This is a genomic window from Metasolibacillus sp. FSL H7-0170 (assembly GCF_038593115.1).
Lineage (GTDB): Bacteria > Bacillota > Bacilli > Bacillales_A > Planococcaceae > Metasolibacillus > Metasolibacillus fluoroglycofenilyticus.
On record NZ_CP151964.1, the window covers coordinates 2,564,875 to 2,578,810 of the forward strand.

At 38.5% G+C, this 13,936-nt stretch carries 15 protein-coding genes; 12 read left to right on the top strand and 3 right to left on the bottom strand.

Annotation, left to right across the window (positions count from 1 at the left end; all coding sequences use genetic code 11):
* The first annotated feature begins 342 nt into the window (after nucleotides 1-342).
* The 6 genes from MHH70_RS11910 (at nucleotide 343) to MHH70_RS11935 (ending at nucleotide 5,535) form a co-directional block, all read left to right on the top strand.
* Complete coding sequence (locus MHH70_RS11910; RefSeq protein ID WP_066169082.1) at nucleotides 343-1,569, top strand: ABC transporter substrate-binding protein; 1,227 nt, start codon at nucleotides 343-345, stop codon at nucleotides 1,567-1,569.
* Nucleotides 1,570-1,641: 72 nt separating this feature from the next.
* Complete coding sequence (locus MHH70_RS11915) at nucleotides 1,642-2,517, top strand: branched-chain amino acid ABC transporter permease (RefSeq protein WP_342471587.1); 876 nt, start codon at nucleotides 1,642-1,644, stop codon at nucleotides 2,515-2,517.
* Between the two features lie 10 nt (nucleotides 2,518-2,527).
* Nucleotides 2,528-3,466 (top strand): branched-chain amino acid ABC transporter permease, encoded by a 939-nt coding sequence (locus tag MHH70_RS11920; RefSeq protein WP_066168711.1) that lies wholly within the window; start codon nucleotides 2,528-2,530, stop codon nucleotides 3,464-3,466.
* On the top strand, nucleotides 3,463-4,251 hold the full coding sequence (locus MHH70_RS11925) for an ABC transporter ATP-binding protein (protein WP_107943508.1): 789 nt from the start codon (nucleotides 3,463-3,465) through the stop codon (nucleotides 4,249-4,251). The genes MHH70_RS11920 and MHH70_RS11925 overlap by 4 nt, the downstream gene beginning before the upstream one ends.
* Nucleotides 4,235-4,942: an ABC transporter ATP-binding protein gene (locus MHH70_RS11930; protein WP_107943507.1), complete on the top strand. Its 708-nt coding sequence runs from the start codon at nucleotides 4,235-4,237 to the stop codon at nucleotides 4,940-4,942. The genes MHH70_RS11925 and MHH70_RS11930 overlap by 17 nt, the downstream gene beginning before the upstream one ends.
* 77 nt (nucleotides 4,943-5,019) lie before the next feature.
* The gene (locus MHH70_RS11935; RefSeq protein ID WP_066168720.1) at nucleotides 5,020-5,535 is read left to right on the top strand and encodes a cupin domain-containing protein; all 516 of its coding nucleotides are present in this window, start codon (nucleotides 5,020-5,022) and stop codon (nucleotides 5,533-5,535) included.
* Nucleotides 5,536-6,572: 1,037 nt separating this feature from the next.
* Here MHH70_RS11935 and MHH70_RS11940 read toward each other — a convergent pair.
* Both MHH70_RS11940 and rluF read right to left on the bottom strand, forming a co-directional pair.
* The gene (locus MHH70_RS11940) at nucleotides 6,573-7,295 is read right to left on the bottom strand and encodes a hypothetical protein (protein ID WP_235616082.1); all 723 of its coding nucleotides are present in this window, start codon (nucleotides 7,293-7,295) and stop codon (nucleotides 6,573-6,575) included.
* A gap of 18 nt (nucleotides 7,296-7,313) precedes the next feature.
* Entirely contained in the window at nucleotides 7,314-8,015 is a 702-nt protein-coding gene (gene rluF, locus MHH70_RS11945) for a 23S rRNA pseudouridine(2604) synthase RluF (protein WP_066168729.1), read from the bottom strand.
* 480 nt (nucleotides 8,016-8,495) lie between these two features.
* Between rluF and adh the strand changes: the two genes are divergently transcribed.
* From adh to MHH70_RS11960, 3 genes are all read left to right on the top strand, one after another.
* Nucleotides 8,496-10,016, top strand: a complete 1,521-nt coding sequence (gene adh, locus MHH70_RS11950; protein WP_066168732.1) for an aldehyde dehydrogenase — start codon at nucleotides 8,496-8,498, stop codon at nucleotides 10,014-10,016.
* Between the two features lie 20 nt (nucleotides 10,017-10,036).
* Nucleotides 10,037-10,399, top strand: a complete 363-nt coding sequence (locus MHH70_RS11955) for a DUF779 domain-containing protein (protein WP_066168736.1) — start codon at nucleotides 10,037-10,039, stop codon at nucleotides 10,397-10,399.
* Nucleotides 10,400-10,512: 113 nt separating this feature from the next.
* The gene (locus MHH70_RS11960; RefSeq protein WP_066168739.1) at nucleotides 10,513-10,989 is read left to right on the top strand and encodes an acyl-CoA thioesterase; all 477 of its coding nucleotides are present in this window, start codon (nucleotides 10,513-10,515) and stop codon (nucleotides 10,987-10,989) included.
* A 182-nt stretch (nucleotides 10,990-11,171) separates the two neighbouring features.
* Here the strand turns inward: MHH70_RS11960 and MHH70_RS11965 are convergent, their stop codons facing one another.
* Nucleotides 11,172-12,491, bottom strand: coding sequence for a globin-coupled sensor protein (locus MHH70_RS11965; RefSeq protein WP_066168742.1), 1,320 nt, complete (start codon nucleotides 12,489-12,491; stop codon nucleotides 11,172-11,174).
* Nucleotides 12,492-12,679: 188 nt separating this feature from the next.
* Between MHH70_RS11965 and MHH70_RS11970 the strand changes: the two genes are divergently transcribed.
* From MHH70_RS11970 to MHH70_RS11980, 3 genes are all read left to right on the top strand, one after another.
* Nucleotides 12,680-12,892 carry an acyltransferase gene (locus tag MHH70_RS11970; RefSeq protein WP_066168745.1) on the top strand — a complete coding sequence of 71 codons (213 nt, stop codon included), beginning with the start codon at nucleotides 12,680-12,682 and terminating at the stop codon, nucleotides 12,890-12,892.
* An 84-nt stretch (nucleotides 12,893-12,976) separates the two neighbouring features.
* Complete coding sequence (locus MHH70_RS11975) at nucleotides 12,977-13,282, top strand: DUF4870 domain-containing protein (RefSeq protein WP_066168748.1); 306 nt, start codon at nucleotides 12,977-12,979, stop codon at nucleotides 13,280-13,282.
* Between the two features lie 185 nt (nucleotides 13,283-13,467).
* The gene (locus tag MHH70_RS11980) at nucleotides 13,468-13,935 is read left to right on the top strand and encodes a CtsR family transcriptional regulator (protein WP_066168750.1); all 468 of its coding nucleotides are present in this window, start codon (nucleotides 13,468-13,470) and stop codon (nucleotides 13,933-13,935) included.
* Nucleotide 13,936 lies beyond the last annotated feature (1 nt).

Below are 13,936 nucleotides of genomic sequence, written 5' to 3' on the forward strand. Positions count from 1 at the left end.
ATGTTGAACTTCTATGTTAGTTGAAGCTATCGTAGGAGTTCGTACCTATAGGGTGAAACAACCTCTACTTAAACTACTTTGACTTCATTTTAAATTTTGAAAGGGGGGTTTTACAGCCTGTTAATATGGGGTAAATTTGGAGAAAATCAAGAGCAAAAAATATTAAAAAGGTATGGACGTAATAATAAAAATCAAGTACAATACAGGAGCCTGAAATATCTGAATACTTAATTTAACTAGATATTTCGGAATATTTAAAATTATATTGTGCAGGACGAATGTTTTATGTATAATTATCTGAAAATACTAAACATTAGAAAATTGATGAGAGGGTGTTTTATAATTATGAAAAATTATAAACTAAAGAAATTTGCTTCTATATTCTTAGCAACTTCAGTTTTGGCTGGTGCATTAGCAGGTTGTGGCGCTGATTCTGGCGGAAGTTCGTCATCAAACGGTGGATCATCAGGCAGTGGTAACTCTGCTTCTGGCGATACAATCAAAATTGGGGCTAACCTTGAATTATCTGGTGCAGTAGCATCATACGGCTCATCAATTGGTGATGGCGCAACATTAGCGGTAGAGGAAATTAATGCAAATGGCGGCATTAACGGTAAAAAAATTGAGTTAATCAAAGTGGATAATAAATCTGAAAACTCTGAGGCAACATCTGCTGCGATTCGTTTAGCAGAGCAGGAGAAGGTTGTTGCAATGATTGGTCCAGCAACATCTGGGAATACAGTAGCAACTGTACAAATTGCCAATCAATATAAAGTTCCTGTTGTAACAGCATCTGGAACTGCACCAAACGTAACAGAAAATGCGGACGGTTCAATTAATGAATTTGCATTCCGTACATGCTTTATCGACCCATTCCAAGGAACTGTAGCGGCAAACTTTGCAACGAATGAACTAGGTGCAAAAAATGTAGCAATTTTTGCTGATAATGCTTCTGACTATGCAAAAGGCTTAGCTGCATCGTTTAAGGAAACAATTGAAGCGAACGGTGGAAAAGTTGTCATTGAACAAGCTTATGTAGCAAAAGATGTAGATTTCAAATCGACATTAACGAATATTAAAGGGGCAAACCCAGATTTCATTTTCATTCCAGGTTACTATGAGGAAGTAGGCTTAATTGTTAAGCAAGCACGTGAGCTAGGTATCACAGCGCCATTAATGGGGGCTGATGGTTGGGATTCACCGACTTTAGTTGACTTAGCTGGAAAAGATGCATTAAACAATACATTCATTACAAATCACTATTCATCCGAAGATCCTGATGCGACAATTCAGAAGTTTGTAGAAGCATTCAAAGGGAAATACAACCAAGCTCCAAATGCTTTCCACGCTTTAGGATATGACACTGTATACTACTTGAAAGATGCAATTGAGCGTGCGGGTGATGATGTGACAGGCGAAACGATTAAAAATATGTTAGCTGAAACAAAAGATTTAGGCTTAGTGACAGGTACATTTACAGTAGATGAAAAACACAACCCAGTTAAATCGGCAACAGTTCTTGAATTCAAAGACGGCAATCAAGTGTTCAACTCTAAAGTGAATCCTTAATCGTTAAGTGACATGAAAGGGGGGCGAGCGTTGGCCTCCCTTTTTTACCGTTAAATTAAAGGAGTGAGAATAATGGAATGGATACAGCAACTCGTAAATGGGATTTCACTCGGAAGTATATATGCGTTAATTGCCCTTGGATATACGATGGTTTATGGAATTATCAAATTAATTAACTTTGCACATGGTGACGTTTTCATGCTTGGTGCCTTTATCGGCTTCTTTGCAATTGCTAGATGGGATATGCATTTTATTCCAGCTTTATTAATGGCGATGATTTTATGTGCAGTAATAGGGGTTATTATTGAAAGGGTAGCTTATAAGCGTCTACGCAATGCAACACGTATTGCCGCATTAATTACAGCTATCGGGGTATCTTTGTTAATTGAATACACAGTTATTTTCTTCCGTGGTGCATCACCGGAGGCATATCCAGCAGTTTTTGCAAGTACATCTATAGAGGTTTTGGGTGTACAAATTGATACAAAATCTATTTTTATTTTGACGGTATCAATTGTTTTAATGCTATTATTACAGTTTATTGTACACCGTACGAAAATCGGTAAGGCGATGCGTGCCGTTTCGCATGATGCTGATGCAGCACGTTTAATGGGTATTAATGTAGACAATACAATTTCAGCGACATTTGCAATTGGCTCGGCGTTAGCAGGAGCAGCAGGGGTTATTTTCGGTATATATTATACGAGAATCGACCCATTAATGGGCGTATTACCGGGCTTAAAAGCATTCGTTGCAGCCGTTTTAGGCGGTATTGGCATTATTCCGGGTGCAATGGCTGGTGGTCTTGTGCTAGGGGTAGTAGAAACAGTTGTTAGTGCACTCGGGTTTTCTTTATGGCGGGATGCAGCAGCATTCGTTATTTTAATCTTAATTTTAATTTTACGACCAGCGGGCATTTTCGGTAAAAATGCTCGTGAGAAAGTGTAGGTGAGCTGGGATGAAAACGTCTAAAGTTTTTTGGGGCTATGCAGTAGGGGCAATTGCGCTTTATGCAATTGTACAAACTCTTATTTCTTTCGGTATGGTCAATATGCATTATCAAAATATGCTTATTACAATGTGTATTAACATAATGTTAGCAGTTAGCTTACATCTTGTTATTGGTGTAACAGGGCAGTTTTCGATTGGACACGCAGGATTTTTAGCAGTAGGTGCTTACATATCAGCAATCTTTACGATGAAGCTTGGCATGCCATTTGTAGTTGCCATTTTAGCTGGTGCAGTTGTTGCAATGTTAGCAGGTCTATTAGTAGGTATTCCAACTTTACGTTTAAGAGGGGACTATTTAGCCATTGCTACACTCGGCTTTGCAGAGATTATTCGTATTGTCTTTTTAAATATTGATTATGTTGGTGGGGCAGCAGGGATGCAAGTAACGCATCAATCAAACTGGACTTATGCCTTTATCGGTGTAGTTGTTACGATTTTAATTATTTCTAACTTTACAAATTCACGTCACGGTCGAGCATGTATTTCAATCCGCGAAGATGAGATAGCGGCGGATGCGATGGGGATTAACACGACTTATTATAAGGTAGCAGCATTTGCACTCGGCTCGTTTTTCGCTGGGGTAGCAGGCGCCATTTATGCGCATAATTTCTACATTATTCAGCCAACTGCTTTTGGCTTCTTAAAATCCTTTGATATTTTAATTTTAGTTGTACTTGGAGGATTAGGTAGTTTATCTGGTTCAGTTCTTGCGGCAATTTTCTTAACATTCGTTTCGACATATTTACAAGGATTCCCTGAGACACGTATGATTATTTATTCACTTGTATTAATTTTAGTGATGCTATACCGTCCGAAAGGCTTAATGGGGACAAAGGAAATTACAGATATATTTAAGTTCGGTAAAAAGGGAGGTACGAAAATATGAGTACACTTCTTAAAGTCGATGGCTTAGGTATTCAATTTGGCGGTTTAAAGGCTGTACAAAATGTGAATATGTATATGAATAAAGGAGAGCTTATTGGATTAATTGGACCAAATGGTGCTGGTAAAACAACGACATTTAATATGTTGACAGGTGTGTACGCACCAACGGAAGGAATAATCAATTTTGATGGTAAGCAAATTCAAGGGTTAGACCCATATAAAGTAACACGTGGGGGCATTAGCCGTACGTTCCAAAATATTCGTTTATTTAAAGAGCTGTCTGTGCTAGATAATGTAAAGGTAGCAAATCACTCTTTGGCGAATCATAATATTTTGACTTCTATTTTCCGACTGCCAAAGCATTTTTCTGGTGAGGAAAAAATGGAGGAGGAATCTCTCGCATTTTTAAAGATTTTTGGCTTAGATGTGTATCGAGACGAGTTATCGAAAAATTTACCATACGGGATGCAACGCCGGTTAGAAATTGCACGTGCACTTGCGGCAGGACCACAACTTTTATTATTAGATGAGCCAGCAGCGGGGATGAATCCGCAGGAAACGAAAGAATTAATGGATCTTATTGCATTTATTCGAAAAGAATTTAATTTAACTATTTTATTGATTGAGCATGATATGAGTTTAGTTATGGGGATTTGTGAGCGGATTTATGTGCTCGACCATGGTCAGCTAATTGCCGAAGGGTCGCCAGCAGAAATTCGTTCAAATCCAAAAGTGATTGAGGCGTATTTAGGAGAGGAGGTAACAGAAGATGCTGAAAGTGAATGATATCAGTGTGTATTATGGTAATATCCAAGCATTAAAAGGTATCTCCTTGGAAGTAAATGAAGGTGAGATTGTTACGTTAATTGGTGCGAATGGCGCTGGGAAAAGCACGCTCCTTCAGACGTTATCTGGCTTGCTTAAGCCAAAAAAGGGCTCTATTGAATATTTAGGCTCAGCTATTGATGGTAAGGCAGCACAATCCATCGTAAAGGCAGGAATTTCCCATGTACCGGAGGGGCGTCGCGTTTTTGCTAATATGACGGTAGAGGAAAATTTGGAGCTAGGTGCCTATTTGCGTAAAGATAGGGAAGGCATAAAAAAAGATATGGACCATGTTTATGAGCTGTTTCCACGTCTTTTAGAGCGTAATAAACAGCTAGCAGGAACACTATCGGGTGGCGAGCAGCAAATGCTTGCAATGGGACGTGCTCTAATGGCTAAGCCAAAGCTAATTTTAATGGATGAGCCATCAATGGGTCTTGCACCTTTAATGGTAAAAAATATTTTTAACATTATTGAAATGGTCAATAAAGAAGGTGTGACGGTGCTATTAGTTGAACAAAATGCGAATATGGCACTATCTGTTGCACACCGAGCTTATGTTTTAGAAACAGGTAAAATAGTTTTATCGGGTTCAGCAAAAGAGCTACAGGAGAGCGATGAGGTAAAAGCGGCTTATCTTGGTGGGCTGTAATAGGGGGGAGTTGTCTTGCACAATTTGCAAGGCAGCTCTTTTTTCGTTAATGTGATAAATGAAAGGGGAGATAATAAATGACACAGTCAGCACAGTTTTACATTGAGCAGTTGCAGCTTGAAGCACATCCAGAGGGCGGCTATTATAAGTCCAGCTTCCGTGCTAATGAGGAAATAGCAACGCGCGATGTTTTGCGCCCAATTTATACGAGCATATATTTTCTATTGCGTTCACAGGATATTTCTCATCTACATCGTTTACAGTCGGATGAATTATGGTATTACCATGCGGGAAGCCCATTAACGGTACATATGATTTATCCAGATGGGACGTATGAGGCAAAGAAGCTTGGTTTAAATATTGCTGAAGGAGAAACACCGCAAATTTTAGTGCCGAAGCATACGATTTTTGGCTCGTCCGTTGATGAGGCAGCTACATTCAGCTTAGTCGGTTGCATGGTTGCACCCGGTTTTGATTTTGCTGATTTTGAGCTGTTCACACAGGATGAGCTATTAGCCAACTATCCACAGCATGAGGCGGTTATTCGCAAGATGGCGTATGTGAGCAAAGGCAATACCAACTCTTCAATATGATTTTGAAAAGTCATGTTATTTTAAACCCTATCTCTTTTGTCGAATGAACATTATTTTTGTCTGAAAAAAGCATTGTCATCATTCCTTATGATAACCTTGTTCGTGGAAAGAGATATTATGAAAGCTACATCATTTTTAAAAAGTCGTATTAACATTAATTTTTGTTTACCATTTAGTATGATGGGAATCGACACTACAAATGCGCAAATAAAAAAACGAGAAGTAGAAGAAAGGGGCTGTCCAAAAAGCCGTGCATAGCCGGCATTTTGGACAGTAGCGATGATGTTTCGCATCATATAAGCAGAGAACGCCTCTTTTAAAAATGGGGTGAACATTGGCTTTAGCAGCGTTATCCTTCAGTAAAAGGGAAGCGATGAAAACATTTATTTCAATTAGGTGTCAAAACAAAATGGACTTTTCGGACAACTCCTAAGTTAGAACAAGACAATAAGATACTTCATTTACTCATCTCATCTATCTTTCTTTTCAGAAAAGGATATAAACTAAATAACAGAAAAAATCCTATGCTAAGCATCAACGACATACCTATATCTCTACCAATGACATAATAAATAATAAAAAATATAATAATAGATAACACTGCTAAAAACAAAATATCTTTCATGAAATAACCTTCTTATCTCAATATTACCAATAAAAACCTTCGAAATCGCTCTATATCGTCAGATTCTTCAATTTTCAATGCTCGTTTGTTATACTTCTCAAATAATTTAGATGTCATTTCTTTCAACATACTTGCATATTTCTGTTTATTCCAAAGCGAACATAGCAAGTGGGTATAAATTGCTATGTTCGTTTCTTTAAGAAATTTTAAATATATTTCAACTTAAAATCAACACCATTCTGTACCAAACTAATGCACAAGAACGTTCAGATTTATAACAAGAATTTCATCTAACAGTTATTTAGACTATTCAAACAAAAGAATTTTAAAAAGCTCCTCCTTTTATGATTCTGAAATTCTTTAGTATCAAAACCAGAAAACCTTTATATCATTGAGTCTTCACCTTCTATTACTACCAATCAATAAAATCAGGATATTTCAAAGAGATTTGTAGTTCATGCAATGTATGCTTTGTTTCTTTTGCAGCCTGCATAAGTTGGTCTAATAATAACTGGTAATCCTCGCCCTCTACAACTAAACGAATGGCAAATGCCGAAAGATGTGCTGCCCGCTCTTCCTGTGACAAAGCAAGGTACTCGATATTAAGCACATCGACATATTGCGTTGCATAGCGGAAATAGGCAGGTGTTTTTTCATTTAGTACATGTAGGAAAACGGCATAATGCTCCTCGTCAATCAATTCTAGTAAACTGTCTGCAACGAGCGCTTGGAAGTTGCGTACGGTTGCGATATGCTGATTCCAAGGAGAATCGTCGATTAGCTCTTGATGTAAACGGATAAAATCGTTACATGCAATGGCTGTAAATAATAACTCTGGCCATAAAATATTAGCTGCAAAGTAAATGTTTTTTTCGGGCATCATCATTTTTTGCTTTATTTGCATGCCACGATTAACACCGTTTGCTACATATTCGATTTGTTCTTCGCCCTTTGTCGCCTGCCGAAGCTTATAGCACATATTCAAGATGCGGTTGCGTGCTCCTTGGTAATCATAGTAGCGCTTGGCATCACCTGCAATATAGTAAATCGCATTAACTAGCTGGTCGATGTCCCAATAATCGCCGCTAATGCGCGCCCCTGTTAATAGTGGTGTTGGTTGAATTGTAAGCATCATCTTTCCCCCAGACTTGTGCTACGATTGTTTATAGTTTAGTTGCTTGAATAATACTTTTCGCTCTTGCTCTGTTAAGTCTCGCCATTGCCCGACTTTTAAGTTGCCTAAATGAATGTTCATAATGCGAATGCGCTGTAGTCTTTTAACTGAGTAGCCAAGCGCCGTGCACATGCGGCGAATTTGGCGATTTAAGCCTTGCTCTAAAATAATTTTGAAAACATTGTTCGATATTTTTTCGACGCGACAAGGTAATGTTGTCGTATCTAAAATATCGACACCAGATGCCATTCTTTGTAGAAAGTTCTCCGTAATTGGCTTATCCACTTGGACGATATATTCCTTTTCATGATGGTGCTCAGCACGTAAAATTTCATTGACGATATCTCCATCATTCGTTAATAATAGTAGTCCTTCTGAATCCTTATCTAAACGTCCAATATGAAAAATACGCAGTGGGTGATTAATGAAGTCCACTACATTACCCTTAATATGTTTTTCGGTTGTGCTCGTAATGCCAACGGGCTTATTTAGTGCAATGTAAACGAGCTGTTCTTCTCTTGTAACGGGCTGACCATCTACACAGACAATATCCCCCACCTGCACCTTACTACCAATTGTAGCGAGCTCTCCGTTAATCGTAATTCGTCCTTCCTCAATCCATTTATCTGCACCACGTCGTGATACCGCACCTGTTTCAGCTAAAAATTTGTTAATACGCATCGATTCTCAATCCTTTAATTTAGATAATGTAGGGGTGTCTGAAAAGCGGTGTCGCAACACTGCTTTTCGGACGTTCCGATAGTAACGCTTTTCTTTGAAAATGGGATAAACACTATATCCTCCGTGCTTAAAATGAAAAGCAGATTTTCATTTTATTTGAAGGTAGAGGTAATCTATCATTACTATGTCGAAAAGTAGATAACTTGCTTTGGTAGCTTGCAAGTAGAAAGGTTAACGTTCCTTTGCCTAACTAATAGGTCACCTTTATTAAAAGTATAGCAAAAAATATTAGGAGAGACTGTATTTCTTGCTTTTAATGTAATGGACCGAAAATGAAAGATGAAAAGTGAGAGTAATAAAATTTGAAATATTCCACTTTTTCTGACAATATAATATATAAGACTACCTTTCTACTAGCACAAGTTACAGCATAGCATATAGGGTATGATCTAATATTCATAACGAAGGGGAGAGAATTGAATGGTATATGCATTTCCAAACACTGAAGGGGCATTGATTCATTTTAAGGAACGTTATGACAATTATATTGGAGGGAAATGGACGCCACCTACGAAAGGGCAATATTTTGATAATCCTACACCTGTGACAGGGAAAGTGTTCACACAAGTGGCGCGCTCTACAGAGGAGGATATTGAGCTTGCACTCGATGCAGCACATGATGCCAAAGATGCGTGGGGCAGTACTTCACCAACAGAACGTAGCAATATTTTATTGAAAATTGCGGACCGTATGGAAGCCAATCTTGAAATGCTGGCTGTAACTGAAACTTGGGAGAATGGGAAGGCAGTACGGGAAACTTTAAATGCGGATATTCCGTTGGCAATTGACCATTTCCGTTATTTTGCTGGTGTCCTCCGTTCACAAGAAGGCTCACTCAGCCAAATTGATGATAATACGGTAGCTTATCATTTCCACGAGCCGATTGGGGTAGTAGGACAAATTATTCCATGGAACTTCCCGATTTTAATGGCGACATGGAAGCTTGCACCTGCGTTAGCGGCAGGAAACTGCGTTGTGCTAAAACCAGCAGAGCAAACACCTGTCTCGATTTTAGTGCTAATGGAGCTAATCGCAGATTTATTACCACCAGGTGTTGTTAATATTGTAAATGGTTTCGGCTTAGAAGCTGGTAAACCACTAGCATCGAGCCCGCGCATAGGGAAAATCGCCTTTACAGGTGAAACGACAACAGGACGCTTAATTATGCAGTATGCATCACAAAATATTATTCCTGTAACGCTTGAGCTAGGTGGTAAATCACCGAATATTTTCTTTGAGGATGTTATGGCGCATGATGATGAGTTTTTAGATAAAGCGGTAGAAGGCTTTGTAATGTTTGCCTTAAATCAGGGGGAAGTATGTACATGTCCTTCGCGCGCACTTATTCAAGAATCCATTTATGACCAGTTTATGGAGCGCGTGCTGAAGAGAGTAGAGGCGATTAAAACTGGTAATCCGCTTGATCCAAATACGATGATGGGAGCACAAGCTTCTACAGAGCAAATGGAAAAAATCCTTTCTTACTTAGATATCGGTAAGCAGGAGGGAGCAGAGTGTCTAATTGGTGGTGAACGTAACCAATTGGATGCTGATTTTGCAGATGGATACTATATTAAGCCGACTGTTTTCAAAGGCGATAATAAAATGCGCATTTTCCAAGAAGAGATTTTTGGACCTGTTGTCGCTGTAACGACATTCAAAACAAAAGAAGAAGCGCTTGAAATTGCGAATGATACATTATATGGTTTAGGCTCAGGTATTTGGACGCGTGATATGAATACAGCTTATCGCTTCGGACGTGGTATACAGGCTGGTCGTGTTTGGACAAACTGCTACCACCAATACCCTGCACATGCGGCATTCGGTGGCTATAAGATGTCTGGTATCGGACGAGAAACACATAAAATGATGTTAAGTCACTATCAGCAAACGAAAAATTTATTAGTAAGCTATGATCCAAATCGTGCAGGTTTCTTCTAATTTAGAGGAGGTGCTAAAAAATGGTTGAGCGTGTAATCGCGACAGATGCAGCACTCGATTTAATCAATTTATTAGTTGACCGCCATGGACCTGTCATGTTCCACCAATCTGGAGGCTGCTGTGATGGCTCTTCCCCGATGTGCTATCCGCAAGGGGATTTGTTACTAGGGGACCAAGATATATTACTTGGCGAGATTGGTAGCGCGCCGTTTTATATTCATAAAAATCAATATGATTATTGGAAGCATACACAGCTCATTATCGATGTAGTCGATGGGAGGGGCGGCATGTTTTCATTGGAAGGTGTGGAAGGCAAGCGCTTCCTGACAAGGTCGCGTATTTTTACACAGGATGAGCAGCAACAATTGAATATAGGGCATTAATATAAAGACCGATTCGAATTTTCGAATCGGTCTTTATTATCGCAAAACATTTGAATTTCCACGTGTTGGGATGTAACATAAAAAGAAGATTGCTCTTGAAGGAGAGGTTGTACATGGGAAATGCAGTACCAATGAGCTATTCGCGTACAATTCAAGCACGTCTTGTGCTTCCACCAGATACGAACCATCATGGCTCAATTTTTGGGGGACGTGTATTGGCTTATATTGACGAAATTGCTGCAATTGCAGCGATGACACATGCAAAGGGGGAAGTTGTCACAGCCTCTATCGATTCGGTTGATTTTGTTTCGCCTGCCTATGTAGGGGATGTATTAGAGTTAGAAGGTTTGGTGACATCGACAGGACGTACATCGATGGAAATTTATGTGCGCGTTGTAACCCGTAATTTAAAAACACGTGAGGAGCGTTTAACGACGGAATCCTTCGTAACAATGGTAGCCATTGATGCTGAAGGGAAACCAAGGGAGGTGCCTGCCGTTTATCCCGAGACAGAAACGGAAAAACGGTTGTTTGAAACTGCACCGAAACGTAGGGAATACCGTAAAGCAAAACGTGCACTGCAATATTAAAGGAAGCTGTTGGAAAAGGAAATTTTCATTTTTTCTTCTCGTTTAGAGGAAGTACCGCTAAACTTAGTGTTTTTTTATTTTCAAAGAAAGCTCTCTCTATATTGATGAACAAATGTTTTGCTAAAACAACAACGAAAGCGTCCAAAACGCCGGCAACCGCACGGATTTTTGGACGCTCCCAATCAATCTTCTAACTTATTAATTTGCGTCACGATTTGCAATAATTCATCGGAGGATGTAGCAACGATTGTAGACGCTTGTGTTAACTCTGCAATTAAGTTTGAAATTGTACGAATATCATCTGTAGTATTCATATACTGCTGTTTAATACCAGATACGGCCTCAGTAATTGAAGTAAATGATGCGGCAAGGTTTTGCTGTGTTTCGACAGTTTGCTGCACTTGTGAGTCTACATCTTGTACAGAATTAGCCATGCTTAAAATGTTGTTTTCTGTTTCTTTAATTAAGTGTGCTACATTTTGGACAGCCGTTTTTGTTTCTTCCGCCAGCTTTCTGACCTCGTCTGCCACAACCGCAAAGCCTTTCCCGTGTTCACCTGCACGTGCAGCCTCAATGGAAGCGTTTAATGCCAGCAGGTTTGTTTGGTCTGCTATACCTGTCACAAGACCAACAATTTCTGAAATCTTTTGTGAAGATGTACGTAGGGCAGCCATGGAGGCTTCTAAAGTTTCTACCCCTGTTAAAATAGTATCCATTAAACGTGTTTGCGTTTCTAGGTGACTTCTTCCTAAATTTGATTTCTCTTCTGTTTCTGCAACAAAAGCCAGGCCTTGCTCAGTAGCAGAGCTAATGCCACCTGCTTGATGAGAAATTGTTTGGAGTGACGCAGATGTTTCCTCACTCGTATAACTTAGTTCACGCGAAGTGTCTTGCAGTGTATTAATCAATGCGTGCTTAGATGCCTCGAGCTCTAGACGGATGCGCTCCTCTTCGTTTTCATAAGCTTCAATAACAAGCTGCTGCTCAAAGTTAATTACTTTAGAGAAGGCATTAATAGCTCTAATACACTCCCTTTTTGATAAATCTAAATCATTAATAAATTCGATAAATGTTGACATTAATGATTGGAAGGATGCTATATACCATTTCGATTTCAAGCCAATTCGCACATGTACATGTGCAATAACTTTGCGCTCTTCTATATAGGCTGTATTAATTTTACTATCGAAAATATCGTTTAAATGCTTAGTTAATGTGCCTTTTAGGCGGTCGATATGCGAATTTTCTTGAATGATTGCTACTAAATTGGATTGTAAGCTAATTGCTCCATAAAATTGCTCGACCATTATAGGGACTAAATCTTTGGCAAATGGTTGAAGCTGCTTCAAAATAGCTAAGTCCTCTGTTGTCAATTTAAGCAATTGTAGTTGTTTCGCTAAATCAGGGTAATTATTAACATCTAGTTGAACTTGTTGTATATACTTTGCTGTTTCGAAAAAAGTTGATTGTTCCGTAGTCTTTTTTGTAAACCAATTCGCCATTATTTTCTCCATCCCATAATTTATGTAGTTCCTCTATCTTAAAAAATAAAAAACATAACGTTCCTATTGTACTATTTTAAATACGAGTTTTGCAATCTCTTATCGGAAGTATATACGTGATTCGATTTGTTTTTTTAGAAGCTACAAGGTAAAATTAAATGTATCAACTAATGAAGGAGTAACGAACAATGAAATTTCATAAGGGACGTTTAAAGTATGTCGTTCCACTTACAGCTGTTGTCGGAGTTTCATCCACAATGATGCTATTTAATAGATTTGAAGATGTGCCTTCATTGCACAAATTTTTGATTATTGTAGGAGCTGTCTTTTTCGCGGCTGTTATTTCCTATTTCCTTTTCCCACAGGCTGGAGATAATCCAGATGATACAGGACCTTATTAATTAGGAACTTAAAAAAATGAAACTTTCAATGATGTTCTACCGTATATAAAGTACAAACTTTTTAAAATGAGAGGTTGATACATTATGGAAGACAAATGGTCAAAAGTAATTATTCATGCAAGTGCATTTTTTGCACCTGTGTTAGTACCTATTTTATTTTTCTTAATTAGTACAGATAGTGAAGTGAAGCGTTTATCGATACAGGCATTATTATTCCAAGGTGTGATGTGGGTGCTTATTACAATTTCTGCATTTTTATCTTGGATATTAATTGGTATTCCATTCTTAATTATCTTCTCTATAATGCTATTTGTGGTGCCGATTATCGGTATTATCAAAGCGGTCAACGAAACAACATGGGAGTATCCAATTGTCGGACGCTGGGTATAAGTTTTAAAAGTATAAAAAATGGCAAAACTTCGAATGTAGAGGTTTTGCTTTTTTTGTGCTAATTTTGTCCTTCTTAATTGAATTTTTACATTGTAAGGTCTTTTAATTGCATTTCGATTTCGCTGTTTTTATAATTAAGTCAAAGATAGTCAAAGTCAGTTATGGAATTGAGGTGAGAGACAATCGTGCGGAATATATCTGATATAATTGAAGGTTATTTAAAACAAGTTCTCGAATTAAGTGGGCAAGAGCATATTGAAATAAAACGCAGTGAGCTTGCAGATAAATTTCAATGCGTTCCGTCTCAAATCAATTACGTTATTAATACAAGGTTTACAGCGGAACGAGGTTATTTAGTAGAAAGTAAGCGTGGCGGCGGGGGCTATATTCGTATTTTACGTGTTGAGATTCACTCTAAAGCAGCACTTATTGACAATATGATGGAGCAGGCTGGAGAAGCGGTAACGCAACAGGCAGTTGAGCATATGGTATATCGTTTAATAGACGAAGAAATTATTACGAAACGAGAAGCCAAGTTGATATTAGCAGCAGTCGACCGTTCCACATTAGCATTGCCGTTACCACTACGTGACCAAGTTCGTGCATATATAGTAAAGGCGATGCTTATTACGTTGAAATACGATAATAAATAGG